Below are 26,297 nucleotides of genomic sequence, written 5' to 3' on the forward strand. Positions count from 1 at the left end.
CCCCCTCGTCCACGGAGGGACGCGAGCTCGCTCGCGTCCTCCGTGGGCGAACACAGGGACAAGGTCGAGTAGCGTCGGCTGGCTCCGAGCGAAGCGAGGAGACAGCGACGCGTATCGAGACCAGGACAGTCCCTGGCGAACAACATCACCCGAGCACCAACCACAGGGCCCCCGCTCCGGCGGGGGCCCTGTGGCAATTCCGGTGACTAGATTGAGGTCATGGTCACTGGACTGCTCCTCGCGGCCGGGGCGGGCTCGCGGATGGGGATGCCGAAGGCCCTCGTCCCGGGCTGGCTCCCCGGAGCGGTCGCGGCGCTGCGCGACGGCGGCTGCGTACGGGTGGTCGTGGTGCTGGGTGCCCGGGCGGAGGAGGCTCGGGCGCTGGTGCCGCACGAGGCCGCTGTCGTCGTGGCCGAGGACTGGGCGGCGGGCATGTCCCACACGCTGCGCGCGGGGCTGGTCGCGCTCGAGGTCGGCGACGCCCCGGCGGCCCTGGTGCACCTGGTCGACCTGCCGGACGTGACCGCCGACGTCGTACGACGGGTGCTCGGGGTCGGTGTCGGCCCGGAGGTGCTCGCGCGAGCGACGTACGACGGTCGTCCCGGCCACCCCGTCCTGCTCGGCCGGACCCACTGGACCGGTGTGATCGCCGAGGCCGATGGCGATCGCGGCGCCCGCGGCTACCTGGCGTCCCGCGACGTCACCGCCGTCGAGTGCGGCGACCTCGCCACCGGTCAGGACGTCGACAGCGCAGACAGCCGCTGACCAACCTCGGGCCAACGGTCCCGGCATAGCCTCGAAGCATGGACACCGGTGTCGGCGCTCTGGCGCGCCGTCTCGAGCGCACCGGCTACCTGTGTGACGAGCAGCTCTCGACGGTGCTCTTCCTCGCGCTCGAGATGGGCCGTCCGCTGCTGCTCGAGGGCGAGCCCGGCACCGGCAAGACCGCCCTGGCCGAGGCGGTGGCCGAGGCGCTGGAGCTGCCGCTGATCCGGCTGCAGTGCTACGAGGGCATCGACGCCACCCAGGCCCTCTACGACTGGGACTTCCCGCGCCAGATCCTCCACCTGCGCGCGCTCGAGGCCGTGTCCGCTCCGGGGGATCGCGACGTCGCCGAGGCCGAGAAGAGCTTGTACGACGAGCGCTTCCTCCTCGCCCGACCGGTGCTGGCCGCGCTCCAGCAGAGCCCGGCGGTGCTGCTGGTCGACGAGGTCGACCGCGCCGACGACGAGTTCGAGGCGTTCCTGCTCGAGGTGCTGTCGACCTACCAGGTCACGATCCCGGAGCTCGGCACCGTGCAGGCCGCCGTGCCGCCGGTCGTCGTGCTCACCTCCAACCGCACCCGTGAGCTGCACGACGCGCTCAAGCGGCGCTGCCTCTACCACTGGATCGACCACCCCGGCCTCGAGCGCGAGGTCGCCATCGTCCGCTCACGGGCGCCCGAGGTCAGCGAGACCCTCGCCCGGCAGACGGTCGAGGCCGTGCAGCGGTTGCGTGACCGTAGCGACCTGCTCAAGCCGCCCGGGGTCGCCGAGACCCTCGACTGGGTGCGCGCGCTGGAGCGACTCGGCACCACCGACCTCGATCTCGAGACTGCCGCTCGCACGCTGGGCGCGGTCATCAAGCACCGCGAGGACCTCGACCGGGTCCGCGCCGCCCTCGACCGGATCCTGTCGTGATCTCCGCGGTCCGGGGAGGCGACGAGCTCCTGCTCGGCTTTACCCGGGCGCTGCGCTCGGCGGGGGTGCCGGTCACCGCCGACCGCGCCCGGGCCTACCTCGACGCGGTCGCGCTGGTCGGCATCGGCGACCGCTCGGCGACGCGGGTCGCCGGCCGCGCCACCCTCTGCGGCGGCCCGGACGACCTCGCCGCGCACGACCGGGTCTTCGACGAGTGGTTCTCCGTCGACCTGCCGCGGCCGAGCACGGACCGGGCGGTGGCGATCGCGCCGTCGCCGAGCGTCGACCTGGTGGACCTCGACGACGAGGGTGCCGGCGAGGGCGAGGGCAGCGAGACCTTCCGCGTCCTCGCCAGCACGGAGGAGGTGCTGCGGCACCGGGACGTCGCCACCCTCACTGCCGCGGAGCGGCAACGGCTCGCGGCGCTGTTCGCCGGGCTCCCCGTCCGCCGCCCGGTGCGCCGCGCCGCCCGCTACGAGTCCTGGCACCGCGGCACGGTCGACGCCTCCCGCACCCTGCGCACCAGCCTGCGCCGGATGGGCGAGCCGGCCGAGATCCGGTGGCGGCGCCGTCGTACGCGTCCTCGCCGGGTGGTGCTGCTGGTCGACGTGTCCGGCTCGATGAGCGGGTACGCCGACGCGCTGCTCCGCGTGGCCCACCGGGTCGTGACCGGTGCCGGCGGTGGCGTCGAGGTGTTCACCGTCGGCACCCGGCTGACGCGCATCACCCGCGCCCTCCACGCCCGCGACCCCGAGGTCGCACTGGTCGCGGCCGGGGAGACGGTGCCGGACTGGTCCGGCGGGACCCGCCTCGGGGAGACCCTGCAGGTGTTCCTCGACCGCTGGGGGCAGCGCGGCCTGGCTCGCGGCGCGGTCGTCGTGGTCCTCAGCGACGGGTGGGAGCGGGGCGATCCAGCGCTGCTGGCCGAACAGGTCCGGCGGCTCGGCCGGCTCGCCCACCGCGTCGTCTGGGTCAACCCCCACCGCGGCAAGACCGGCTACGAGCCGGTGCAGCGGGGGGTCGTCGCCGTGCTGCCGCACGTGGACGCGTTCCTCGCCGGGCACTCGCTGGCGACGTACGCCGAGCTGATGGAGGTGATCGCGGATGCGTGAGGTGCTGCCCGAGCTGGTGCGCCGGTGGGAGGCCGGCGAGACGATCGGCATGGGCACCGTGGTCGCGACGTTCCGGTCCGCCCCACGACCGCCCGGTGCCTCGATGCTGGTCGGTCCCGACGGCGCCGCTGTCGGCTCGGTCTCCGGCGGGTGTGTCGAGGGAGCGGTCTACGACCTCGCTCAGGAGGTGGTCGGGTCGGGCACGCCCGTGCTGCAGCGGTACGGCGTCAGCGACGACGACGCCTTCGCCGTCGGGCTCACCTGCGGCGGCATCCTCGACGTCTACGTCGAGCCGGTGTCGCAGGAGACCTTCCCCGAGCTCGGCGCCGTCGCCGCCGCCCTCGACCGCGGCGAGCCGGTCGCCGTCGCCACCGTCGTCGAGCACCCCGACCCCTCCCGCGTCGGTCTCCGCGCCATCGTGAGTCCGGGGGAGGAGATAGTCCCTGACGAAAAGCACCCGGATCCGGCCGGAACAGGTGCTTTTCGTCAGGGACTATCGCGCTCGCTCGGCTCCCCCCGCATCGACGACGCCGTGCAGGACGACGCGTTGGGGCTGCTGGCGAGCGGGCACAGCGCGACGCTGTCGTACGGGCCGGACGGGGAGCGGCGGGGCGAGGGGATGCGGGTGTTCGTGTGGGCGTTCGCGCCGGCGCCGCGGATGCTGGTGTTCGGAGCGATCGACTTCGCGGCGGCGGTGGCGCGGATGGGGAGCTTCCTCGGCTACCACGTGACGGTGTGCGACGCCCGGCCGGTGTTCGCGACGACGAGCAGGTTCCCCGACGCGGACGAGGTCGTCGTGGAGTGGCCGCACCGCTACCTGGAGGCCGAGCGGGAGGCGGGCCGGATCGACCAGCGCACCGTGGTCACCGTGCTGACCCACGACCCGAAGTTCGACGTGCCCCTCCTCGAGCAGGCCCTGCGGATGCCGGAGCTGGCCTACGTCGGCGCGATGGGCTCCCGGCGCACCCACGAGGACCGCGAGCGACGGCTCCGCGAGGCCGGCCTGACCGACGAGGAGATCGGTCGGCTCTCCAGCCCGATCGGTCTCGACCTCGGCGCCCGCACCCCGGAGGAGACCGCGGTCAGCATCGCGGCCGAGCTGATCGCCCAGCGCTGGGGCGGTTCCGGCGAGCCGCTCGCCGCGACCAGCGGGCGGATCCACCACGACCCGGGACCGGGTGCGATCCCCGTTCCGGGTGACGTGGCCGGGACGGGCGCCTACGGTGGGTGACATGGCGGGGGAGGACCTGCAGGAGAAGCGTCTCGAGACGGTGCGCGCGTGGACGTCGTTCGTCGAGCACACCGACCAGGTCGCCGCGTCCGTCCGCCCCGAGATCCTGCACAGCTGGACCCGCTCGGAGACCGCGGTCCCGATGTCGGTGACCGCGGCCCCGCTCGCCGACGAGTCCGAGACCCGGTCGGTCTGGGACGACTCCCCGCTGCAGACCGCGGTCGAGCAGGTCGAGGAGGAGCTGCGTCGTACGGCGGAGGACGGTGACCTCGTCGTCGCCGTCACCGACGCGCAGACCCGCATCCTCTGGACGTACGGCGGCCGCGTGATGCGCCGCAAGGCCGAGACGGTGAACTTCGTGGCCGGTGGCCGCTGGGACGACCGCTCGGTCGGCACCAACGCGCTCGACCTCGCGAACCGGCAGGCCGCGCCGTCGATGGTCTTCAGCGCCGAGCACTACGCGCCGATCGTGCACAACTGGGTGTGCTGGGCGGCGCCGCTCCACGACCCGGTCACCGGGGTGAAGCTCGGGGTCATCGACCTCTCCACCACCTGGGACCGCACCCACCCGATCGGCCTCGCCACCGCCCGCGTCCTCGCCCGGCTGGTCGAGGGCGCGATGCCGCGCAGCCGGCAGTACGCCGGCCTGCCCGAGGAGATCGCCGACCCCGGGCTGGTGCTCACGCTGCTCGGCGCGGCCGAGGCCTGGCTCGACGGCCAGCGTCTGCTGCTGACCCGGCGGCAGACCGAGGTGCTGGCGCTGCTCGCGCTCCACCCCGAGGGGCTCTCGCTCGAGCAGCTGCACGCGCTGCTCTACGGCGACCAGGCGGTCACCTTCTCCACGCTCAAGGCCGAGGTCTCCCACCTGCGCCACGCCCTCGGTGGCCAGCTCGCGTCCCGCCCCTACCGGCTGCTGATGCCGGTCGCGACCGACGTCGAGCACGTCCTCGCCCTGCTCCGCCGCGGCCAGGTCGGCCCGGCCGTCGACGCCTACGGCGGCGACCTGCTGCCGGGCACCAACAGTCCCGCTCTCATCGAGATGGGGGAGTACGTCGCCGTGGCCGTCCGCGAGGCGCTGCTGGCCGACCCCCAGCCCGATGCCGTGGTGCGCTACAGCGAGCTCGCGCCGTACGACGCCGAGGTGCTGGAGGTCTGCCTCGCCGGGCTGCGGCCGGTGAACGGCAGGCCGCACCCCGCGTCCGCCCTCATCAAGGGTCGGCTCGCGGTCGCCCGCGGCTGATAGGCCGCTGCGCGAGGCTTGATGTGTCGGCCTCGGGGCGGATGACTCGCCTCTCGTGCGCGAGCGGCGCCCCACGGCACGGGGTTGACCACCCTGTGGCCGGGTCCGGGGCGGCCCGCACCTGGCCGGAGCGGGAGGGCACGCCGGTGGGGCGTGGATGGGTCTGGCTGCGGCGCCCAGCATCGCGGGAGCGAAGCGACCGCGCTGCTGGGGGACGGATGTGGTTGCCCCGCCGGCGTGCCCTCACGCGCAGGCCACCCCGGGCCGCCCCTGCCCGAACGCACAGCCCCGCGCAGCGGAGTCCTCGGCAAGCCGAACCAAGCGAGGACCCGCTCGACCAACGAAGTGCCAACCCTCGCTCCCTAGCGTGAGCCGGGTCACAGGAGACAAGCGACCCAAGGGCCCAAGGGAGAGCCAATGACCCGGATCAGCCTCACCGTCGACGGCCAGCAGGTGGCCGACGACGTCGAACCCCGCACCCTGCTCGTCCACTACCTCAGGGAGCGCCTGGGGAAGACCGGCACCGTCGTCGGGTGCGACACCAGCAACTGCGGCGCGTGCACCGTCCACCTCGACGGGACCAGCGTGAAGTCCTGCAACGTCCTGGCCGTCCAGGCCGACGGCTGCGAGGTCACCACGATCGAGGGGGTCGCGGCCGATGGCGGGCTGCACCCCGTGCAGGAGGCGTTCCGGGAGTGCCACGGCCTCCAGTGCGGCTACTGCACTCCGGGCATGATCATGCAGACCATCGACCTCCTCGCCGAGAACCCCGACCCCTCGGAGGAGGCGATCCGGTCCGGGCTCGAGGGCAACCTCTGCCGCTGCACCGGCTACCACAACATCGTCAAGGCGGTGCAGCACGCCGCCGGACAGGCCGCCCCGACCTCGTCCCAGCCCGCCGAGGGGGTCGGCGCATGACCACCACCGACGACCCGAGCCTCGCCCCGGCCAAGGAGGTCGGCCGCGACCGCCGGCGCAAGGAGGACGAGCGGCTGATCACGGGCCGCACCCGGTGGACCGACAACATCGTGCTGCCCGGCATGCTGCACATGGCGATGGTGCGCAGCCCGTTCGCGCACGCGACGATCACCAGCATCGACACGGCAGCGGCGAAGGCCGCGCCCAACGTCGTCGACGTCTTCACCGGCCGCGAGGTCGCCGACGTGCAGGGGGTGATCGCCAACGCCTGGCCGCTCAGCGAGGAGCAGAAGACGCCGGACCACCTGCCGATGGCCGTGGAGCGGGTGGCGTTCGCCGGTGAGATCGTCGCCGTCGTCGTGGCCCGCAGCGCCGCGGAGGCACGGGACGCGGCCGAGCTCGTCGACGTGGAGTACGACGAGCTGCCGCCCGCGCTCGACCTCAAGGAGGCCGCGGCCGACCAGGTCCTCGCCCACCCCGACCTCGGCACCAACATCTCCTCGGTGTGGACCCTGGACTCCGCGGAGGGCGGCACCGGCGGCAACGTCGACGAGGCGATCGAGACCGCGCGCGCCGACGGCATCGTCATCGAGCGGGAGTACCGCCAGCAGCGGCTGATCCCCGCGTTCATGGAGCCGCGCTCGACGGTGGTCGACCCGACCGGTGAGCAGTACGTCGTCTGGTCCTCCACCCAGATCCCGCACATCGCCCGGTTCCTGCTGGCCGCGACGACCGGCACGCCTGAGTCGAAGATCCGCTACATCGCGCCCGACGTCGGCGGCGGCTTCGGCGGCAAGCTGCAGACCACCCCGGAGGAGTGGCTGACGTTCCTCGCCGCGAAGCGCACCCGCAAGCCGGTCAAGTACACCGAGACCCGGTCGGAGTCGCTGATGTCCGGGCACCACGGCCGCGACCAGTGGCAGCGGCTCACGCTCGCGGCCACCAAGGAGGGCCGCGTCACCGGCCTCAAGGTCGACCTGCTGGCCGACCTCGGCGCCTACGTCGGCGTCGTCGGCGGCGGCGTGCCGGTCCTCGGCGCGTGGATGTTCAACGCGATCTACAAGTTCGACTCCTACCGGTTCACGACCACCCAGGTGCTCACGAACAAGACGTGGGTGGACGCCTACCGCGGCGCCGGCCGGCCCGAGGCGACGTACGCCATCGAGCGGATCATGAACGAGCTCGCCGCCGAGCTCGGCGAGGACCCGCTGGAGGTGCGGGCGAGGAACTGGATCCAGCCCGAGGAGTTCCCGTTCACCACCGTCGCCGGCATGACCTACGACTCGGGCAACTACCCGGCGGCGACCGAGCGGGCCAAGGAGATGTTCGGGTACGACGAGCTGCGGGCCGAGCAGCAACGGCGCCGTGAGAGCGGCGACCCGGTGCAGCTCGGCATCGGCATCTCGACGTTCACCGAGATGTGCGGACTGGCCCCCTCGCGGGTGCTCGGCCAGCTCAACTACGGCGCCGGCGGCTGGGAGCACGCGGAGATCCGGATGCTCCCGACCGGCAAGGTCGAGGTCATCACCGGCACCTCCCCGCACGGTCAGGGCCACGAGACGGCCTGGTCGCAGATCGTGGCCGACCGGCTCGGCGTGCCGTTCGAGGACATCGAGGTGCTGCACGGCGACACCCAGACCTCCGTGCGCGGCCTCGACACCTACGGCTCGCGGTCCCTGGTCGTCGGCGGCGAGGCGCTGGTCCAGGCAGCCGACAAGGTGGTCGAGCGGGCCAAGCCGATCGCGGCGCACATGCTGGAAGCGGCGCCCGACGACATCGAGTTCAGCGGCGGCCGGCTGCAGGTGCGTGGCACCGACAAGGGCGTCACGATCCAGGAGGTCGCGACCGCGGCCTGGGCCGCGCACGACCTGCCCGAGGGCGTCGAGCCCAACCTCGACGCCACCGCCACCTACGACCCGGTCAACTTCTCCTTCCCGCACGGCACCCACCTGTGCGCGATGGAGGTCGACACCGAGACCGGCCAGGTCACGATGCGCAAGTACGTCGCGGTCGACGACATCGGCAACATCGTCAACCCGCTGATCGTGGAGGGTCAGGTGCACGGCGGCCTGGTCCAGGGCATCGCCCAGGCGCTGTGGGAGGAGGCCGTGCACGACGACAGCGGCACGCTGGTGTCCGGGTCGTTCGTGGACTACCTGCTGCCGACCGCGGCCGACACGATCAGCTTCGAGACCGACCACACCACCTCGCCGGCGACCAGCAACACGCTCGGCACCAAGGGAGTGGGGGAGGCGGGCACGATCGCCTCGACGCCGGCCGTGGTCAACGCGGTCGTCGACGCGGTCCGGCACCTCGGGGTGACCGACATCCAGATGCCGTGCACGCCGGAACGGGTGTGGCGGGCCATCAACAGCAGCGGACCCGGCGGCGAGACACCCGGGGCGGCCGCACCCCACTTCGACGAGTCGACCGGCATGAGCGGAACCGTCGACCGGACCACGGGAGGTGCCGAATGATCCCCGCAGCCTTCGAGTACGTCGCACCGGCGTCGGTCGAGGAGGCCCTCGCGGCCCTGGCCGAGCACGGCGACGAGGCGAAGATCATCGCCGGCGGCCAGAGCCTGCTGCCGGTGCTCCGGATGCGCCTCAACGCGCCGGAGTGGGTTATCGACCTCGGCCGGATCGAGAGCCTGCGCGGTGTGCGGGACGCCGGCGACCACCTGGCGGTCGGCGCCATGACCACCCACCACGACGTCGGCAAGGACGCGCTCGTCCACGAGCACGCGCTGTTGGTGAGCAAGGCGATCAGCCACCTCGCCGACGCGCAGGTGCGCCACCGCGGCACGTTCGGCGGGGCGCTGGCCCACGCCGACCCGGCGGGCGACCTGGGCGCGCCGGTGCTGGCGCTCGACGCGACGATGGTCGTGCAGGGGCCGGGCGGCACCCGGGAGGTCGCGGCCGCCGACTTCTTCGTCGACCTGTTCGAGACCGCGATCTCCGACGACGAGATCCTCGTCGAGGTGCGCGTCCCGAAGCACACCGGCTGGGGAGCGTCGTACGAGAAGTTCGTGCGGATCGCCCACCAGTGGCCGATCGTCGCCGTCGCGGCGGCGGTGCGGATGGACGGCGACCGGATCGCGGAGGCGCGGGTCGGGCTCACCAACATGGGCAGCACGCCGTTGCGGGCGACGGCCGTGGAAGAGGCACTGGTCGGACAGCCGGCCACCACGGACGCCGTACGGCAGGCGGCGACGCACGCCGCCGACGGCGCCAACCCGCCCACCGACCTCAACGGCAGCGCGGAGTACCGCAACCACCTCGCGACCGTGCTCACCGCCCGCGCCGTGCTCGCCGCCGCCGGTCGCGACGCGACCTGACGGGCGGGACTGTGGAGCTCACCCACACCTTCACGGTGCCGACGTCGGTCGAGGACACCTGGACGCACTTCCAGGACATCGCGGCCGTGGCCGAGTGCTTCCCCGGAGCGCAGGTCACCTCAGCCGACGGCGACACCTTCCAGGGCACGTGCAAGGTCAAGCTGGGGCCGATCGCACTGGTCTACGCGGGGTCCGGCACGTTCGTGGAGCGGGACGAGGAGGCGCACGCCTTCGTCGTCGAGGCGAAGGGCAAGGACAAGCGCGGCAACGGCACGGCGGGCGCGACGGTCCAGCTGTCGATGGCAGCGGCCGACGGCGGTGGTACGACGGTCGAGGTGCTCACCGACCTGGCGATCACCGGCAAGCCCGCGCAGTTCGGCCGCGGGGTGATGCAGGACGTCTCGGACAAGCTGCTCGGCCAGTTCGTGGCGTGCCTCGAGGAACGCCTCGGCACCGCCGGTGATCGAGCACCGGCGGCTGCGGAGGAGGCCGGGGACGCGGCGGCGGGCGGGCAGGAGGACGTGAGCGAGCTCTCCGCGGCAGCCCCGGCCGCGCCGCCCGCCGCCGCTCAGCCGCAGCCCCCGCCGGCGCCGGTGCGTTCGGTGCCGTCGGGGTCGTCGGGGTCGTCGGGGTCGTCGAACGACGAGGCCCTCGACCTCGGAGCCACCGTGCTGCCGGTGCTCCTCAAGTCCTACGGCAAGCAGGCTGCGGCGGCGCTGCTCGGCCTGCTGGCGCTGCGGTGGGTCGTGCGGCGACGACGGCGCTGACGACCCGCACGACAACAGGGCCCCCGCCGCCGGCGGGGGCCCTGTTGGTGTTCAACCGTGGATCACGGCAGGGACGACAGCGGCAGCGCGCCGACGACCTGCTCGAGCACCCCGGCGACGGTCGGGTTGGCCGTCACGTCGTTGATCGCGCCGTTCGCGGCGGCGTCGACCGCGGACATCACCGCTCGCACCGTCGGGTTCGGCTTGGTCGCCGCCTTGACGAGCTCGTCGAACCCGATCCGGACCGGGTTGTTGTAGATCGCCACGCCGGTGCCCACCATGAAGTTCACCGACAGGCAGCCGATGCCGACCACGGGGGTCTCGCTGGCCGACCAGGTCGCCGTCCCGAGGAAGTCCATCTTCTTCGGGCTGGCGACGTGCGTCGGCGAGCTGAGGAACGGCTCGACCCAGACGGGGTAGCCGTTCGGCTCGTCGGCCGCGGTGTCGACACCGATCACGGCGCTGGCGGTGTTGACCAGCGGCGCGGTGGCTCCCACGAAGTCGCCCTCGATGCTGAGGACCGGACCGCCGACGATCGCGGCGAGCGGACCGACGGCGGGCACCGACGGCAGCAGGTCGGACGTGCGGACCGTGTAGCCGGCATCCTCGTTGGGCGTGAACCGCCGGTCGCCGTTCGCGGAGGAGGCGGTGTTGGTGACACACGCGGGTCCGCTCAGGCGGAGGTGGCTGTAGATGTCGAGCAGCACGCCCGCCTGGACGGTCCCGGCCGAGCGGATGCTCACCCCGCCCTTGGTGCCGGTGGGGTCGACCTGCAGCCCGTTGAGGAGGCTCAGGGTGAGCGTGTTCGTCGGCCCGCCCACGAGCACCTGGGTCGCCAGCAGCTCAGGAAGGTCGACGCCCTTGGGCGCCAGCTTCCCGCTCAGCTTGTTGAGCAGGTTCTTGTAGTAGGCGTCGTTCGGGCCGAGCGACATCAGCACCCGCTGGTGGCCGTCGACGGCGGCGTTGGCGATGAACGCCTTCGTCTTCAGGTCGAAGATGCCCTGCAGGTGGTTGGCCTTGCCGTCCACCATGACGTTCGGGTACTGCGTGATCATCAGCCGAGGCACGCACCCCAGGTCCGGGTTGCAGGGCTGGGCGGCCGCCGGGAGGCAGCTGGCGGGGTCCTCCGCGCAGGTCTCCGGGTCGGACGGCAGCGCGAAGTCGCCGTCGAGGGCGTAGAACTTCTGCTTGCCGGCAAGGACGCCGGACGACTTGCCGTTGATCCGCACCGATGCCTCGGCGGGAGAGGTGTTGGCCTCGACGGTCCCGTTGCCGAGCACGTCGACGAACTTGTGCTGCCACGGACGGTAGTCGAACGTGTCGGACTCGACCTGCTCGGCGGCGATCACCGTGCCGCCCGGGCCGGGGTAGCCGACCGTGCACGGGCCGTTGTTGCCGGTCTTGAGCATGTGCCGGTGCGTCGTGGTCACCGTGTACTCGCCGGCGGGCAGGCCGGCGAGGTCGAACGAGACCGACATGCCGTGGTAGGTGCTGTTCGGGAAGTCGCCCAGGTAGTTGGCGTTGGCCGGCGCGGGCTGCGGGCTCAACGGCTGGTTGGTCGGGTTGGTGAAGAATCCGGCCAGGCCGATGTTGCGGGCCGGACTGGTCCGCGTCAGTACGACGTTGCCGTCCGGATCCTCGACCTGCACCGTCGTGCGCGGTGAGTTGTTGGTGCCGGCCGGGTTGTCGCCCTTGCAGGTGGTCGTGTTGGACAGGTACGACGTCGACGCGACCGGGTTGATCGCCGACGTCGCGTTGCTACGGAAGTAGCCGAGCGCCGCGACGTCGACGGAGATGGTGACGCTGCCATCCCGGACGACCGGCGGCGAGCCGGGCTCCGTCGGCGAGACCGTGGTCTCACCGGCAGCGGTGGAGGAGGCGCCGAGCACGCCGAGCGAGGAGATGACGACGGTGCCCACCGCTCCGAGAGCGACCCGAGAGAGGGACGGGCGCACGCGGCGCCGTACTGGTGTGGACAACTGCTGACCCCATGTCTTCTGAGCTGACCGCCCGAGTCCGGAACGCGGTGCGTTCGGATCTGATAACGCGGATGGCCGATCGGAGACACGGGGTGCCCGGGGTCCGTCCGATTGTTTGGACAACCGGTCTAGTCACCACTGGTACTGGGAGTAGTCCCGCTCCCGGTTGTCGTCCTCGTGCTCCTGCTGCTGCTCGAGCCCGTCGTCGTTGCGCTCCTCGAGCTCGCGCTCCTTGCGCTCCCGTTCGCGCTGCTCCTGCTGGTCCTGCTCGTCCTGCTGCTGGTCCTGCTGGTCTTGTTGGTCCTGCTGCTGTTGCTGCTGCTGCTGTTGGAGCTTCTCGCGCAGCCGCTGGTCGACGGCCTCCGCCTCCTCGGTCTGCTCCTGGCCGCGCCCGGAGTCCGACGGGCAACCGCCCTCGGCGAGGACGTCGATGCCGGCCTGCCACTGGGCGGTGGCCTCGTCGGCGTCCTCGCCCTCGGCCGCCTGGTCCCCGAGCGTCTCGTGGGCGAGCGCGGCGTTGATGCGGACCGTGCACTCCTCGGTGACCGGCACGTCCTCGAGCGCGGTCTCGTACTGCTCGAGGGCGCTCTCGAGGTCGCCGTCGGCGTGCCGCGCGGCGCCCTCGTCGAAGGCGGCGATCCACGACTCGAACCAGTTGACCGAGCCGTTCGCGGAGAACTCGTCGGCCGCGGCGACGTACTCCGCGGCGTCGAAGCGGTCCCGCCCCTCGCGGTCGTGCGACAGCATCAGGAGGACCTTCGCGGCGAACGCCACCGCCACCAGCGCCGGCACGAAGCCGACGAGGACCAGGGTCAGCCGCAGCCGTTCGCGCGTCACGGCGTCCTCCCCTCACCGGCGCCGACCGGCTCCCGGTCGCGACGGCCGCGGCGGTCGCGACCCGCGGGCAGCAGCGTCGTGTGCGAGGTCCACAGCGCCTGCCACCACGAGCGCAGCTCGAGCAGCACCAGCGCCAGCAGCAGGAGGCCGAACACCCAGGTCAGGTCGTGCTCGGCCGGGGCGCCGTCCCGGTCGTCGAAGGCGTACGACGCCTCGAAGTCCTCCGCGAGCGACGGGATCCCGCCGGGCGCGGTGCGGTGCTCGTAGTCGATGCCCAGCTCGTCGGCCACCCCGCGCAGGTTGTCCTCGTCGATCCGCGAGATGGCGTCCTCGCCGCTCTCCTGGTCGTAGACGAACCCGTCGTCGGTGGACAGGTCCTCGGCCTCCGGCATCTTCGCGCCGTCCTCGGTGCCGTAGCCGAGCACCACGCCGCCGTCGACCAGCTCGTCGAGCTCCTCGAACGAGCTCTGCTCGCCGTCGGCGGTGTTCTCGCCGTCGCTCACGAACACGACCACCCGACGCCGCTCGGGGTGCTCCTCCTCGGCGCGTTCGAGGATGTCGCGCATCGCGTCGAGCGGCCGGTCGACGAGCGAGCCGCTGCCGTCGAAGGGGCCCTCCAGCCGCATCGTCTCCACGCCGGTGCGGAACGAGGCGGTGTCGCTGGTGAACGGCAGCTCGAGGGTGACGTCCGTGCCGAACGTCAGCAGCGCGAACCGGGCGCCCGGCAGCTCCTCGGAGAGAGCGGTCAGGTCCTGCTGCACGCCGTCGATGCGGGGACCGTCCTGGTAGTCCAGCGCCGCCATGGACCGGGTGCGGTCGACCACGACCAGCACCTCGATGTCGGCGGTCTGGGTCGGCACCGCCCGGGACCCGAACCCGGGCTGGGTGAAGATCACCAGCAGGAGGACGACGATGCCGACCCGGCGGGCGAGGGGGAGGAGGGTGCTCGTCGGGATGCTCACGACGACCTCCGTCCGGCGAGGGCGATCAGGCCCTGCACGACCCAGACGACGACCAGCAGCCCGACGCCGATCCCGGCGAGCACCTGCCCGGCCCGCGGCCGGTCGAGGGTCTGCACCAGCGGCGGACGGTCGATCTCGGTCGTCTCGAGCCGGTTGATCTGCTCGACGACCTCCTCGGTCGACCCGCCGGTGCCGAGCTCGGCGAAGGACCCACCGGTCGTCTCGGCGGCCGCCTGCAGACCGGCGAGGTCCCCCTCGCGCTGCGGCTCGCCCGGGTTGGTGATCACGTGGATCACCACCCCGGCGTCGGCCGCGTAGTCGGCGGCTTCGGCGAGGTCGAAGACGCCGCGCCCGCGCTGCTCACCGTCGGTGGCGAGGATCAGCGCCCGGCCACGGTCCTCGTCGAGCCGGTCGAAGCGCTGCACGCACGACGCCAGGCCGTCCCCGATCAGCGAGGAGCGGTCGGGGCCCTCCTGGATGAACGTGCCGGCGGTGAAGTCGTTGAACTCCTCCGAGGGGAAGTACTCGTCGAACCCCGCGAACGCCTCCTGCGCGATGTCGAGCTGGTCGCGGACCACGCCGTAGTCGTCGGTCAGCGGGATCTTGCTGATCGCCGCGTTGTTCCAGATCGTCAGCCCGACCCGGTCGCCGTCGAGCTCGTCGACGATGGCGCGGTACTCCTGGGCGACCTCGCTGTTCCACGGCGCGCTCGACCCCGAGGCGTCGAGGCAGAGCACGATGTCGCGGGTCGCCTCGTCGCGGTCGATGACCTGCGTCTCCTGGACCCGGCCGCCCAGCACGATGCCGCCGGCGCACGCCACGAGCGCGGCGAGCGACCCGAACCCACCGAGCAGCCGGCGCCGCTGCACCAGCACCTGGTAGCGGGGGAGCGCGCGCAGCCGCGCGGCGTGGGCGACGTACGACGCGCCCGCCGGCTGCCGGGTGCGCCAGGTGCGCACCCACACCGCCAGCAGCGCCACCAGCAGCAGCGTCAGCAGCAGGACCAGCCACGGCCACTTCAGCTCCATGACGTCACCAGCTGTCGTGCCTTGGCGACCGCGGTGGCGAACCGCTCCTGCGCCTCGCCGACCTCGTCGGGCGCGAACTCCGGCGGGTACATCAGCTCGATCGTCTCGGTCAGTGCCCAGGGCGCCTGCCGCCGGAAGTCTGAGAGCGTCATGGTCAGGGCGGGCAGCCGGGTCACGAGCTCGGCCCAGGACCGCACCGTCTCGCTGAGCTGTTGGTGGCCGTCGCGGGCGGGCAACCGGCCCTCGCGCACCTCGGTCTCGATCCGGTCGATCCGCGCGAGGTGCTGGGTGCGGGCGGTCGGCACGTCACCGCTCCAGGTGACGCCGGCCTCGACCGGGCGCTCGCGGGTGAACCACACCACCGCGAGGTAGTAGAGACCGACCAGCACCAGACCGAGCAGTGCGAGCCAGATCCAGCGGTCGGCGTACGCCACCGGACCGTTGAACTCCTCCTGGAGCTCGGCCGCGGTGGTGCTAGCGGCGGCGAGCATGACGGTGCCTCTCGAGGACGCGGAAGACCGCGGTGATGGCGGACTCGGTGTCGCGCACCTGCTCGTGCACGACACCGAGCTGGTCGAGCCGGCGACGCAGCTGCGACTCCTCACCGGCCACCAGCGCGGCGTACTCCTGCTGCAGCCGGGCGTCGCCCCGCAGCCACGACGGCACCTCGGCGCCGGCGTCGACGTCGACCAGCCGCTGGGGCGCCCGCGCGCCGCCGCCGACCGCGGCGCCGGCCGCGAGCGTCGGGTCCAGGTCGCCGATCGTCAGGAACAGCACCTCGTGCTGGGCGGTCAGCCGACGCAGCGCAGCGGCGACCGGGTCGCTGATCGTGGTCTCGTCGGAGATCACGACCAGGATCGCGCGGCGGCGGATCGCGCACTTGACGTAGTCGAGCACGGCCGCCAGGTCGCTGTGCCCGGCGTCGGGAGTGATGGCGTCGTGGACGATGCCGAGCAGCCGCTCGAGGTACAGCTCGCCGTTGTCGGGCGGGCGGACGTGCTGGCGGCGCTCGTCGCCGTGGACGAGCGCGACCAGGTCGCCGTGCCGGACGGCGAGGTAGCCGATCACGCCGGTGACGAAGACCGCGAGGTCGCGCTTGCCGACCTGGGCGTCGTTCATCGCCGCCATGCTGCGGCCGGTCGAGACCGCGAGGACGACGGTGTGCTTGCGCTCGGCGACGTAGCGGCGGACGAGCAGCATCCGGCTGCGGGCCGACGCCTTCCAGTCGATGTCCTTGACGTCGTCGCCGCGGACGTACTCGCGCAGGTCGTTGAAGTCGATGCCGCGACCGACCTGGACCGCGGCGTACTCGCCCTCGAGCAACCCGCGCACCTTGCGGTGTGCATGGATCGAGAGGCGGGTCTTGACCCGGGTCAGGTGGGACACGGCGTGCGGTCTGCTCCCGGTCGGCTCACGGGGTCGGCACGGCGCGGAAGACCGCGTCGATGATGCTCTCGGGCCGCACCCGGTCGGCGAGCGCCTCGAAGCTGAGGTGGATCCGGTGCCGCAGCACCGCGTGCCGCAGCTCGCGGACGTCCTCGGGGATCACGTAGTGCCGGCCCTGCACGACCGCCATCGCGCGCGCGGCCTGGAAGAACGCGATGCTCCCGCGGGGACTCGAGCCGATCTCGACGTAGGCCCCGAGCTCGGGGCCGAGCAGGTGGCCGACGTGCCGGGTGGCGCGCACCAGGCTGACGACGTAGCGGCGGATCGCCGGGTCGACGTACACCCGGCGCACCATGGCCTGGAGGTCGACGACGTCGTGGATCGTCGCGACCGGGGCGACCCGCTCGGAGTGCTGGCCCAGGGTGCCGTCGCCGATCCGGTCGAGGACCATCAGCTCGTCGACCTCCTCGGGGTAGTCGACGACCTCCTTGAGGAGGAACCGGTCCATCTGGGCGTGGGGGAGGACGTAGGTGCCCTCCTCCTCGATCGGGTTCTGGGTGGCGAGCACCATGAACGGGCTCGGCAGCGGGTGGATGGTGCCGGCGATCGACGTCTGCCGCTCCTGCATCGCCTCGAGCATCGCCGACTGCGTCTTGGCGCTCGCGCGGTTGATCTCGTCGAGGAGCACGAAGTTGGCGTGCACGGGACCGAGCTGGGTCTCGAACTCGTGCCGGCGCGGGTCGTAGACCTGGGTGCCGATGATGTCGCTCGGGAGCAGGTCGGGCGTGCACTGGATGCGCGAGAAGTCGGCGCTCACGGCCTGGGCGAGCGTCGACGCCGCGAGCGTCTTCGCCAGGCCGGGCACGCTCTCGAGCAGCACGTGGCCCTCGGCCAGCAGGGTGACGAGGAGGGCGGTGCGGACGCGTTCCTGGCCGACGACGCGGCTCGAGAACGCGTCGGAGATCCGGTCGATCGCGGCGGTGGCGCGCTCGACGTCGTCGGCGGTGAGAGGAGTGCTCGGCTGAGCGATCCGCGTGCTGGTCATGGTCGGACCAACCTACCCACCCCGGCCCACCTTCAGTCGCGGGACGCCAGCCGTGCCCGGAACTGCTCGTCGCGGCGCAGCCGGGCCAGGTCGCGCTCCCGGCGCTCGGCGACCACCGCGCCGAGCACCAGCTCCGGGGGAGCTCCGGTGGGCGGCGCCGGAGCGACGTACTTCCGCACCTCGGCGACGAGGTCGTCGCCGACGCGCTGCCGCGACTGGGGGTCGAGGGTCGGGAACCGGCCGAGGTACTGGCGCACGCCCAGCGCGAGGCCGGTGGGGAGGCTCGCCAGGTCCGCGGTCCGCGCCCAGGCAGCGAGCTGCGGCGGCATCTGCGGCGGCGGCGGGAGCCGGAGGCTGACCCGGTCGCGGATGACGTAGGTGCCGGCGGCGAAGTCGCCGAGCCGCTTCCCTCGCTGGCTGATCAGCATCGAGAAGAACGCCGGCACCGCGGAGAACGCGTAGATCTCGACGAAGCCGACGAGGGCCCGCACCAGGGCGTGGTGGAACGTGATCGGCCCGGCGTCGTCGCGCACCGTGCGCAGGCCCAGCGCCAGCTTGCCGAGGGAGCGCCCGCGGGTCAGCGTCTCCAGCACCGTCGGGTAGACGGCGAAGGTGACCACGGTCGCTGCCACGATCGACAGCTGGAACAGCGCCTGGGAGGCGTTGGTGGTGGCGATGAGCAGGACGAACAGGCTCACGATGTAGACGACGACGGTCACCATGACGTCGATCAGGCCCGAGGTGAGGCGCAGGCCCAGGCTGGCCGGGGGCAGGTCGAGCGCGACGCCCTCGCCGGTGACGAGGTCGTCGGTGGTGATCGTCGCGAACTCCGCCATCGCTCGGAGTCTAGGAGAACGTCCTAGGCTGGCGCCGTGCCGCGCATCGACCTCGACGCCTACGTCGTCGCGAACGCGCACGAGTGGGCCCGCCTCGAGCAGCTGGTCCGCGCCGGCCGGCTGACCGGACCGCAGGGTGACGAGCTGGTCGACCGCTACCAGCAGGTCGCCACCCACCTGTCGGTGATCCGCACCGCGGCACCCGACGCCGAGGTCGTCGCCTACCTGTCCTCGTTGCTCGGTCGGGCCCGCATCAAGATGCTCGGCGCACGCGTGCTGAGCTGGCGGGCCGCGGGCCGGTTCTTCACCCAGCAGTTCCCGGCCGCCCTCTACCGCCTGCGCTGGTGGTGGCTCGGTACGACGACCGGCAGCGTCGTCTTCACCGGCGTGATGATGTGGTGGCTGGTCGAGCACCCGCAGGTCGAGCAGAGCCTGCTGTCTCCGCAGGAGGTCGACGCCCTCGTCAACCACGACTTCGAGAGCTACTACAGCTCGAGCCCGGCCCAGGACTTCGCCAGCCAGGTCTGGATCAACAACGCCTGGGTGAGCGCGCTCTGCATCGCCCTCGGCATCCTCGGCGCCCCGGTGTTCTTCCTGCTCTGGACCAACCTGTCCAACCTGGCGGTCGTCGGCTCGATCATGACCCGGCACGACCGGGGCGACCTGTTCTGGGGCCTGATCCTCCCGCACGGCCTGCTCGAGCTGACGGCCGTCTTCGTCGCCGCCGGCGTCGGCCTCCGGCTGTTCTGGTCGTGGGTCGAGCCGGGCGGCGTCAGCCGTGCCGCCGCCCTGGCCCGCGCCGGCCGCACCGCCATCACTTGCGTCCTCGGCCTGGTCGCCGTCCTCTTCGTCAGCGGCATGATCGAGGGCTTCGTGACCCCCTCACCGCTCCCCACCTGGGCACGGGTCGGCATCGGCATCCTCGCCGAGCTCGCGTTCTTCGCCTACGTCTTCGTCCTCGGCCGTCAGGCCGCCGCCGCCGGCCACACCGGCGACATCAGCGCCGACCTCCTCGAGGACCGCGTCGCGACCCAGTCCTGACGCCGACCCGGCGCAAACTCACGCTCAGAACCCGCTGACCCGTCGCAAACTCACGCTCAGAACCCGTCGACCCGTCGCAAACTCACGCTCCGAACCCGCTGACCCGTCGCAAACTCACGCCGGATCGCGGGTCCTTCATGCGAGTTTGAGCCGGGTCGACGGGTTCCTCGTGCGAGTTTGAGCCGGGTCGACGGGTTCCTCGTGCGAGTTTGAGCCGGGTCGACAGTCTAGAGGAGTCCCTGCGCCTTGAGGGCGAGGTAGTGGTCGGCGAGGGCGGGCGGGAGGCGCTCGGCGTCGGCGTCGACGACGTGCACGCCGAGCCGGTCCAGGACGCCGGTGGTCCACTCGCGGCGGTGGAGCTCCTGCTCGGCGGCCGCGGCGTCGTACACCTCGTCGAGGGTGCTGCGGACCTCGGCGAGCCGGTTGAGCTCGGGGTCGCGGACCGAGGCGACGACGACCCGGTGGTGGTGGGTGAGGGCGGGGAGGACCGGGAGCAGGCCGAGCTGGACCGAGGACGGCTCCGCCGGCGTCAGCAGTACGACGAGCGCCCGCTGCTTGCCGAAGCCCTGGACCGCCCCGGCCAGCAGGTCCCAGTCGGCCTCGGCGATGACCGGCTCGAGGTCGGCCATCGACTCCTGCAGCCGGGCGGCGATGTCGCGCGCACCCGCCGCGCGGAGCCGCGCCCGGATCCGCCGGTCGCCGGCGACGAAGTCGACCCGGTCGCCGGCCCGGGACGCCAGTGCGGCCAGCAGGAGGGCAGCGTCCATGGCGGCGTCGAGCCGCGGCACCCCCTCCACCCCGTCGCCACCGCCGCTCCCGCCGCTCCCGCCGACGCGGCCGGCGGACACCCGCGAGGTGTCGAGCACCAGTACCACCCGGCGGTCGCGCTCGGGCTGCCAGGTGCGGACGACCACGTTCGGTGTGCGGGCCGACGCCCGCCAGTCGATCGAGCGGACGTCGTCACCGCGGACGTACTCCCGCAGTGAGTCGAACTCCGTGCCCTGCCCACGGATCCGCACCGCCGCGCGTCCGTCGAGCTCGCGCAGCTGGGCCAACCGCGACGGCAGGTGCTTGCGCGACTGGAACGGCGGCAGCGAGCGCACCGTGCCGGGCACCTCGAACGTCCGTTGCCGGGCGGCGAGGTGCAGCGGTCCCCACGAGCGGAGCGTGACGCCGAACGCCCGCAGGTCCCCGCGTCGCCAGGGCCGCAGCGGCGTGCGGACGGTCCGGCGCTCGCCGCCCGGCAGCGTCACCCGGTGGCGGTTGCCGCTCGCACCTGCGGTCGGCTGCCAGGCGTCGCGCACCTGGAGCCGCATCGTGCGGGAGCCGTCGTTGCTCAACGTGAGGGCCGACTCCGCGGGGTCGCCGAGCCGCACCGTGCCGGGCGCACGCCGGGCCAGGCCGACGCCGCGGGGCGACGGCGCCAGGAGCAGGTCCAGCCCCACGAGCAGGACGACGGCGAGCACCCAGAGCGCCACCGTGCCGCCCGAGGGTCGCAGCACGACGGCCACGACACCGAGCACGAGGAGCAGTGGGACCCGCCCGGAGATCGCCATGGTCAGCCGTTCGTCATCGCGGCACCGGGACGGAGCCGAGCGCGGCGGCGAGGACCTTGGCGACGTCGACGCCCTCGAGCTCGGCCTCGGGGCGCAGGCCCAGCCGGTGGACGAGCGTGGCGTGGGCGAGCGCCTTGACGTCGTCGGGGGTGACGAAGTCGCGACCGGACAGCCACGCCCACGCCCGCGCCGCCCGCAGCAGGGCGGTGGCTCCACGCGGGCTGACGCCGAGCGACAATGACGGCGAGTCGCGCGTCGCCCGCGCGATGTCGACGATGTACGACGCGACCTCGGGCGAGACCTGCACCTTCTTCACCGCCCTCTGGGCGGCCTCGATGTCCGCTCCGGACGCGACCGCCGCGACCCCGGCCGCCGCGACGTCACGCGGGTCGAACCCCTCGGCGTGCCGGGTGAGGATGGCGACCTCGTCGGCCCGTGGCGGCACCGGCAGCACCACCTTGACCAGGAACCGGTCGAGCTGCGCCTCGGGCAGCGGGTAGGTGCCCTCGTACTCGACGGGGTTCTGCGTGGCCGCCACGAGGAACGGCCGGGGGAGCGGGCGGGTGACGCCGTCGGCGGAGACCTGTCCCTCCTCCATCGCCTCGAGCAGCGCCGACTGCGTCTTCGGCGGGGTGCGGTTGATCTCGTCGGCGAGCAGCAGGTTCGTGAAGACCGGTCCCTCGCGGAACGTCAGCTCGCCGCCGCCGGCGTTGTCGATGACCAGCGACCCGGTGATGTCGCCGGGCATCAGGTCCGGGGTGAACTGCACCCGCCGGGTGTCGACCGCCAGCGACGCAGCCAGCGTGCGCACGAGCAGGGTCTTCGCGGTGCCCGGCACGCCCTCCATCAGCACGTGCCCGCCGCAGAGCAGCGCCACGAGCAGGCCGGAGACGGCAGCGTCCTGGCCCACCACCGCCTTCGCCACCTCGTGGCGTACGGCGAGCAGCCGCTCCCGGAGGGCGTCGTCCGTACCGGCGTCCACGGGCGCGTCGGGGTTGTTGTCGGCGGTCATCCGCGTCGTACCTCTCTGTCGAGCTGCGTGAGATCCTGGGCGAGCTGGACCAGGCCCTGGTCCGTGGTCGGGACGAAGCCCGTGGAGGCGAGGCGGAGGCCGATCTCCTCCGCGCGCCGTCCGGTGTGGCGGGCGACGGCGGAGACCACCTCGGCCTCCGTGGCACCGCGCCCTAGCCGGAGGTGATCGGCGAGCCGGCGCCGGGCGGCGGCGCGGAGCGCAGCCGCGGCGTAGGTGCGGTCGTCGGCGCTGCGGTACATCCGGCCCCGGCTGCGCGTCGTCTCGACGGCCCGGACCACGACCGGCAGCGGTTCGGTGGCCAGCCGGCCGAGCCGGCGCCCGCGCCAGAGCATCAGCCCGACCGCGGCGATGCCCACGAGCCACAGCGACGGCGCGATCCAGTCCGGCGCGAACGTCCACAGGCTGACGGCTTCGTCCTCGTCGGCGTCGTCGAGCGTCGGGACGTACCAGACCAGCCGGTCGTCGGCCCCCAGCAGCCGCAGGGCGACGGCGGCGTTGTCGGCGCGCAGGACCTGGTCGTTGGTGAGGGCCTGGCCGGCGCCGAGGTACGACGTCGCGGCGTCCCCCTCCGCCAGCACGAACTTGTCGCCTGCGGCGAAGCAGCCGCCGGGGGTGTCGTAGGAGACGGCGTTGTCGACGGCCAGGTCGAGCCCGTCGAACCGGCTGTCGTCGCACTCGCCCGACGTCTCGTCGGGGGCGCGGCCGGTGACGACGTCCGGGTCGAGCTCCGCCAGGACGTACGACGGCGGCTCGACCAGCACCAGGTCGGCCCCGTTCGTGTCCTCCCGGAGCCGCCGGGTGGTGCTGGGGGTCAGGTCGCCGGTGCTGGTCACCACCACGGTGGTGCCGTCGGAGACGTCCGCGTCGCGGAGCGCGTCGGCCGAGCGCACGACCTCGACGTCGACGCCCTCGGCCTCGAGCACCTGCGCGACCGCCTGGGCGCCCTCGGGGTCGGGGTTCTGCGGGTCCAGCGGTGCGGAGAAGCGGGTGTCGCCCGTGCCGGCCCAGGCCGCGACAGCGATCGCCACGACCAGCGCCAGGCCGACGGCGAACCAGAGCCGGTTGCGGCGCCAGAAGCCGTCCCTTCCGGTCGAGCCGGTCGAGCCGGTCGAGCCGGTCGGCGCCGGGGGAGCGGTCGTCGTGGTCATCGCACCCGCTCCCGTCGTCCGCTCAGCTCGTCGTCGAGCACGAGGACGTCGACGGCCTGCTCGGGGGTGGCGGGGTGGTCGCCGTAAAGGACGGCGTCGAAGAGGTCGGCGCTGCGCTCGACGCCGGCGCGCTGCGCCGGGAACTCCGCGGCCAGACCTGCCGCGAGCTCGTGCGCGGTCGCTTGCGGAAGGTCCTCGATGCGGCCGCGCTCGACCTGGCGCAGTGCGAGCGCGCGGTAGGCGTCGACGAGCGCGTCGTCGTACCGGCCGTCGGCGAGCGCGGCCTCGGCGCGGCTCCGCAGATCGGCAGCGCTGACCGCCTCGCCGGTGAGGGCGGGGCCGCGCTCGGCCCGAGCTCGGGCCGTGCGTCGCGCACGGGAGACCAGCAGCCCCACGCCGACCGCGAGCAGCAACCCGATGAGGATCGCCGCGAAGGTGCCGAGCAGCGGGACGTCGGACGCTGCGCCGACGCTGTCGTCGAACAGCCGGGCGATCCAGTTCTCGATGCGCTCGATCAGGTTCGTGTCGTGGTACTCCGGGTTCGCGAGCTCGCCGCGCAGCAACGACCGGGCCTCGTCCCCGCTCGGGTCGAGCGGGGGCTCGGCGAGCGGAGCGGCCGGCGCAGGCGGGGAGGACAGGGCGGTCACCGCGGGATCAGCCCGGCCTCGCGCATCAGCTCGACGTCGTACGCCTCCTTGCGCATCCGCTGGTCGAGGTACTGCAACGACACCACGGCAGCGGTGAACGGGGCAACGAACGCGTTGGACAGCACCGACCCGATCGCGACCCCGATCGTGTAGACGAGGAAGTAGTAGTCGGGCGCCAGCAGCCCGCCGATCTGGGCAAGCAGGGCGAAGGGAAAGCTGAGGATCTGCCCCGCCGTCGAGGTGATGAGCACGGTGAGCAGCCCGATGCCGAGGACCCGCCAGAACTGCCCGGCGGTGAGCCGCCAGTTGCGGCCGAACGAGGCGAACACCCCGATCGGCTCGAGCATCAGCGCCGGCGTCGCGAGGTAGACGACCTTGATCCAGAGCCAGATGAACAGCGGGACCGCGCCGGCCACGAGCACCAGCCCGACCAATACCGTGACGAGCACGTCGGCGGTCACCACCGCGACCGCGACGATCGCCCCGACCAGCAGCGCGGCCGCGACCAGGCTGCTGAGCCCGACCAGGAACGTCTGGCCGAGCAGCCGCCACCGCTTGCCGTGGGTGGCCGCCCACGCCTCGGCGAGGGTGAGCCGACGCCCGACGGCCGCCGCGTGGGTCACGTGAGCCACCATCCCGGTCACGAAGACGATGCCGAGCTGGGCGGCGTAGGCCCCGAGCACCAGCGACGCGATCGAGCCGAGGAAGCCGAGCAGCTCCGCGGTGCTGGCGTCCTCGTCGATCTCCCCGCTGCTGTCGACCCCGGTGCCGACGGTGAACGCCAGCACCGCGCTCACGATGATCGGGATGACCATCGCGATCGCCGTCACGAGCGCAGCCGAGCCCACGGTCGCCTTCGGGTTGAACCGGATGATCCGGAAGGCCGCGTCGTAGATGTTGCCGAGCTGGAGCGGCCGCAGCGGCATCGCCCCGGGCTTGTGCGCGGCGCCGAGCATTCCCGGCACCACCGGGAGCCCGGGGTGCGCAGCCGGCCGGGCCGCCCCCGGCGGGGGCGGCGGGGGCGCGCCGGGAGGCGGGAGGTACGGCGCGGGGGGCTGCTGGGGCTCGACCTGGTCCGTCGGGTCGGCCGGCGGCTCCGCCCCCGGCGGCGGGTAGTGGTGCGGTGTCCCGGTCATCGTGCGCGCCATCCTGTCACCCGCGTGGTCGCTCCGATTTTGTCGGGGCGCGGGATCTCTGCCAAGATATTCAGGTTGCTCCGGCGGGACTGCCGGGGTGCGGCACATCTTGACTACTGAATCGCGTCTCCCAAGCGGCGCCCCGGGTTCGTCCCGGGCAGCGCTCCCGGACTGCGGTCGGTGGTGCGGAAGCGCCGGACCCAGGGAGACCCGATCAGCCCGACACACCGTCGGGCGCCCCAACAACAAACACCCAGGATCGCTGATGCGGTCGTGCGCGCCGAACACTCGCGACACGCCCGACCTCGGGGGTCGGAGGTGCGGGGTGAGCAGCAGGGCGAGACCGACTCAAACCCGAGGACGTCTCCACAGAGTGGCGACAGAGATGAAGGACGAGAGAGACCTATGGCGGGACAGAAGATCCGCATCAGGCTCAAGGCCTATGACCACGAGGTGATCGACACCTCGGCGCGGAAGATCGTGGACACCGTGACCCGTACGGGCGCGAAGGTTGCCGGCCCGGTGCCGCTGCCGACCGAGAAGAACGTCTTCTGCGTGATCCGCTCGCCCCACAAGTACAAGGACTCCCGCGAGCACTTCGAGATGCGCACCCACAAGCGCCTCATCGACATCATCGACCCCACCCCGAAGACCGTTGACAGCTTGATGCGGCTCGACCTGCCGGCCGGCGTCGACATCGAGATCAAGCTCTGAGGAAGTTGCTCATGACGATCGAACGCAACGTGAAGGGCCTGCTGGGCACCAAGCTCGGCATGACCCAGCTCTGGGACGAGAACAACCGCGTCGTCCCCGTGACCGTCATCGCGGCCACGACCAACGTGATCACGCAGGTCCGCCAGCCCGAGCCGGACGGCTACAACGCCATCCAGATCGGCTTCGGCGAGATCGAGGGCCGCAAGGTCAACAAGCCGCAGGCGGGTCACTTCGCCAAGGCCGGCACCACCCCGCGTCGTCACGTCGTGGAGATCCGCACCGCGGACGCCGCGACCTACACCGTGGGCCAGGAGCTCGCGGTCGACACCTTCGAGCCGGGCCAGGCCGTCGACGTGACCGGCACCAGCAAGGGCAAGGGCTTCGCCGGTGTCATGAAGCGCCACGGCTTCGCCGGCGTGAGCGCCTCGCACGGTGCCCACCGCAACCACCGCAAGCCGGGCTCGATCGGCGCCTGCGCCACCCCCGGCCGCGTGTTCAAGGGCATGCGGATGGCCGGCCGGATGGGTAGCGACACCGTCACCACCCAGAACGTCACCGTCCACGCGGTCGACGTCGACAAGGGCCTGATCCTCGTCAAGGGCGCCGTCCCCGGTCCCAAGGGCGGCGTCGTCGTCCTCCGCACCGCTGCGAAGAAGGGCTGACCG

25 protein-coding genes are annotated in these 26,297 nt (G+C 72.6%); 12 read left to right on the forward strand and 13 right to left on the reverse strand.

The features are described from left to right. Nucleotides 1-219: 219 nt before the first annotated feature. The 9 genes from DJ010_RS13800 to DJ010_RS13840 all read left to right on the forward strand — a co-directional run bounded on the left by DJ010_RS13800 (nucleotide 220) and on the right by DJ010_RS13840 (nucleotide 10,284). Nucleotides 220-765: a nucleotidyltransferase family protein gene (locus tag DJ010_RS13800; protein ID WP_109694716.1), complete on the forward strand. Its 546-nt coding sequence runs from the start codon at nucleotides 220-222 to the stop codon at nucleotides 763-765. A gap of 38 nt (nucleotides 766-803) precedes the next feature. Continuing rightward, nucleotides 804-1,679 (forward strand): AAA family ATPase, encoded by an 876-nt coding sequence (locus DJ010_RS13805; RefSeq protein WP_109694718.1) that lies wholly within the window; start codon nucleotides 804-806, stop codon nucleotides 1,677-1,679. Further along, the gene (locus DJ010_RS13810; RefSeq protein WP_245927557.1) at nucleotides 1,676-2,791 is read left to right on the forward strand and encodes a vWA domain-containing protein; all 1,116 of its coding nucleotides are present in this window, start codon (nucleotides 1,676-1,678) and stop codon (nucleotides 2,789-2,791) included. The genes DJ010_RS13805 and DJ010_RS13810 overlap by 4 nt, the downstream gene beginning before the upstream one ends. Next, the gene (locus tag DJ010_RS13815; RefSeq protein WP_109694720.1) at nucleotides 2,784-4,022 is read left to right on the forward strand and encodes an XdhC family protein; all 1,239 of its coding nucleotides are present in this window, start codon (nucleotides 2,784-2,786) and stop codon (nucleotides 4,020-4,022) included. Before DJ010_RS13810 ends, DJ010_RS13815 begins: the two co-directional genes overlap by 8 nt. A gap of 1 nt (nucleotide 4,023) precedes the next feature. Then, entirely contained in the window at nucleotides 4,024-5,262 is a 1,239-nt protein-coding gene (locus tag DJ010_RS13820) for a helix-turn-helix domain-containing protein (RefSeq protein ID WP_109694722.1), read from the forward strand. Nucleotides 5,263-5,679: 417 nt separating this feature from the next. Further along, nucleotides 5,680-6,180, forward strand: a complete 501-nt coding sequence (locus DJ010_RS13825) for a (2Fe-2S)-binding protein (RefSeq protein WP_109694724.1) — start codon at nucleotides 5,680-5,682, stop codon at nucleotides 6,178-6,180. Then, entirely contained in the window at nucleotides 6,177-8,657 is a 2,481-nt protein-coding gene (locus DJ010_RS13830) for a xanthine dehydrogenase family protein molybdopterin-binding subunit (protein ID WP_109694726.1), read from the forward strand. Before DJ010_RS13825 ends, DJ010_RS13830 begins: the two co-directional genes overlap by 4 nt. Beyond that, on the forward strand, nucleotides 8,654-9,517 hold the full coding sequence (locus DJ010_RS13835) for an FAD binding domain-containing protein (RefSeq protein ID WP_109694728.1): 864 nt from the start codon (nucleotides 8,654-8,656) through the stop codon (nucleotides 9,515-9,517). Before DJ010_RS13830 ends, DJ010_RS13835 begins: the two co-directional genes overlap by 4 nt. An 11-nt stretch (nucleotides 9,518-9,528) precedes the next feature. Beyond that, nucleotides 9,529-10,284 carry an SRPBCC family protein gene (locus DJ010_RS13840; RefSeq protein ID WP_109694731.1) on the forward strand — a complete coding sequence of 252 codons (756 nt, stop codon included), beginning with the start codon at nucleotides 9,529-9,531 and terminating at the stop codon, nucleotides 10,282-10,284. A 62-nt stretch (nucleotides 10,285-10,346) separates the two neighbouring features. Here DJ010_RS13840 and DJ010_RS13845 read toward each other — a convergent pair whose 3' ends face one another. The 8 genes from DJ010_RS13845 to DJ010_RS13880 all read right to left on the reverse strand — a co-directional run bounded on the left by DJ010_RS13845 (nucleotide 10,347) and on the right by DJ010_RS13880 (nucleotide 18,357). After that, nucleotides 10,347-12,203, reverse strand: a complete 1,857-nt coding sequence (locus DJ010_RS13845; protein WP_109694733.1) for a hypothetical protein — start codon at nucleotides 12,201-12,203, stop codon at nucleotides 10,347-10,349. Nucleotides 12,204-12,395: 192 nt separating this feature from the next. After that, entirely contained in the window at nucleotides 12,396-13,100 is a 705-nt protein-coding gene (locus DJ010_RS13850) for a hypothetical protein (RefSeq protein WP_109694735.1), read from the reverse strand. After that, the gene (locus DJ010_RS13855; protein WP_109694737.1) at nucleotides 13,097-14,062 is read right to left on the reverse strand and encodes a vWA domain-containing protein; all 966 of its coding nucleotides are present in this window, start codon (nucleotides 14,060-14,062) and stop codon (nucleotides 13,097-13,099) included. Before DJ010_RS13855 ends, DJ010_RS13850 begins: the two co-directional genes overlap by 4 nt. Next, nucleotides 14,059-15,090, reverse strand: coding sequence for a vWA domain-containing protein (locus tag DJ010_RS13860; RefSeq protein WP_109694739.1), 1,032 nt, complete (start codon nucleotides 15,088-15,090; stop codon nucleotides 14,059-14,061). The genes DJ010_RS13855 and DJ010_RS13860 overlap by 4 nt, the downstream gene beginning before the upstream one ends. Next, nucleotides 15,081-15,581 (reverse strand): hypothetical protein, encoded by a 501-nt coding sequence (locus tag DJ010_RS13865; RefSeq protein ID WP_109694741.1) that lies wholly within the window; start codon nucleotides 15,579-15,581, stop codon nucleotides 15,081-15,083. Before DJ010_RS13865 ends, DJ010_RS13860 begins: the two co-directional genes overlap by 10 nt. Beyond that, the gene (locus DJ010_RS13870; protein WP_109694743.1) at nucleotides 15,565-16,476 is read right to left on the reverse strand and encodes a DUF58 domain-containing protein; all 912 of its coding nucleotides are present in this window, start codon (nucleotides 16,474-16,476) and stop codon (nucleotides 15,565-15,567) included. The genes DJ010_RS13865 and DJ010_RS13870 overlap by 17 nt, the downstream gene beginning before the upstream one ends. Before the next feature lie 25 nt (nucleotides 16,477-16,501). Next, on the reverse strand, nucleotides 16,502-17,521 hold the full coding sequence (locus DJ010_RS13875) for an AAA family ATPase (protein ID WP_109694745.1): 1,020 nt from the start codon (nucleotides 17,519-17,521) through the stop codon (nucleotides 16,502-16,504). Between the two features lie 32 nt (nucleotides 17,522-17,553). Next, nucleotides 17,554-18,357 carry an RDD family protein gene (locus DJ010_RS13880; RefSeq protein ID WP_109694746.1) on the reverse strand — a complete coding sequence of 268 codons (804 nt, stop codon included), beginning with the start codon at nucleotides 18,355-18,357 and terminating at the stop codon, nucleotides 17,554-17,556. 36 nt (nucleotides 18,358-18,393) lie between these two features. Here DJ010_RS13880 and DJ010_RS13885 point away from each other — a divergent pair, with 36 nt between their 5' ends. Continuing rightward, nucleotides 18,394-19,398: a stage II sporulation protein M gene (locus DJ010_RS13885; RefSeq protein WP_245927559.1), complete on the forward strand. Its 1,005-nt coding sequence runs from the start codon at nucleotides 18,394-18,396 to the stop codon at nucleotides 19,396-19,398. Nucleotides 19,399-19,625: 227 nt separating this feature from the next. On the opposite strand, the gene DJ010_RS13890 is transcribed toward DJ010_RS13885, so the two are convergent. From DJ010_RS13890 to DJ010_RS13910, 5 genes are read right to left on the reverse strand one after another with little or no spacing between them, the layout of a single operon-like run. Next, nucleotides 19,626-20,954: a DUF58 domain-containing protein gene (locus DJ010_RS13890; RefSeq protein ID WP_109694748.1), complete on the reverse strand. Its 1,329-nt coding sequence runs from the start codon at nucleotides 20,952-20,954 to the stop codon at nucleotides 19,626-19,628. A 13-nt stretch (nucleotides 20,955-20,967) separates the two neighbouring features. Next, nucleotides 20,968-21,966, reverse strand: coding sequence for an AAA family ATPase (locus tag DJ010_RS13895; protein WP_109694750.1), 999 nt, complete (start codon nucleotides 21,964-21,966; stop codon nucleotides 20,968-20,970). Beyond that, entirely contained in the window at nucleotides 21,963-23,135 is a 1,173-nt protein-coding gene (locus DJ010_RS13900) for a DUF4350 domain-containing protein (RefSeq protein WP_109694752.1), read from the reverse strand. The genes DJ010_RS13895 and DJ010_RS13900 overlap by 4 nt, the downstream gene beginning before the upstream one ends. Further along, nucleotides 23,132-23,782, reverse strand: coding sequence for a DUF4129 domain-containing protein (locus DJ010_RS13905; RefSeq protein WP_109694754.1), 651 nt, complete (start codon nucleotides 23,780-23,782; stop codon nucleotides 23,132-23,134). The genes DJ010_RS13900 and DJ010_RS13905 overlap by 4 nt, the downstream gene beginning before the upstream one ends. Further along, nucleotides 23,779-24,918: a hypothetical protein gene (locus DJ010_RS13910; protein ID WP_146207353.1), complete on the reverse strand. Its 1,140-nt coding sequence runs from the start codon at nucleotides 24,916-24,918 to the stop codon at nucleotides 23,779-23,781. Before DJ010_RS13910 ends, DJ010_RS13905 begins: the two co-directional genes overlap by 4 nt. A gap of 405 nt (nucleotides 24,919-25,323) precedes the next feature. On the opposite strand from DJ010_RS13910, the gene rpsJ reads away from it, so the two are divergent. After that, nucleotides 25,324-25,632, forward strand: coding sequence for a 30S ribosomal protein S10 (rpsJ, locus tag DJ010_RS13915; RefSeq protein WP_007078637.1), 309 nt, complete (start codon nucleotides 25,324-25,326; stop codon nucleotides 25,630-25,632). Between the two features lie 11 nt (nucleotides 25,633-25,643). Then, nucleotides 25,644-26,294 (forward strand): 50S ribosomal protein L3, encoded by a 651-nt coding sequence (gene rplC, locus DJ010_RS13920; RefSeq protein WP_109694758.1) that lies wholly within the window; start codon nucleotides 25,644-25,646, stop codon nucleotides 26,292-26,294. The last annotated feature ends 3 nt before the right edge of the window (nucleotides 26,295-26,297 follow it).

Origin of the sequence: Nocardioides silvaticus (assembly GCF_003160695.1) — a bacterium.
Taxonomy (GTDB): domain Bacteria; phylum Actinomycetota; class Actinomycetes; order Propionibacteriales; family Nocardioidaceae; genus Nocardioides; species Nocardioides silvaticus.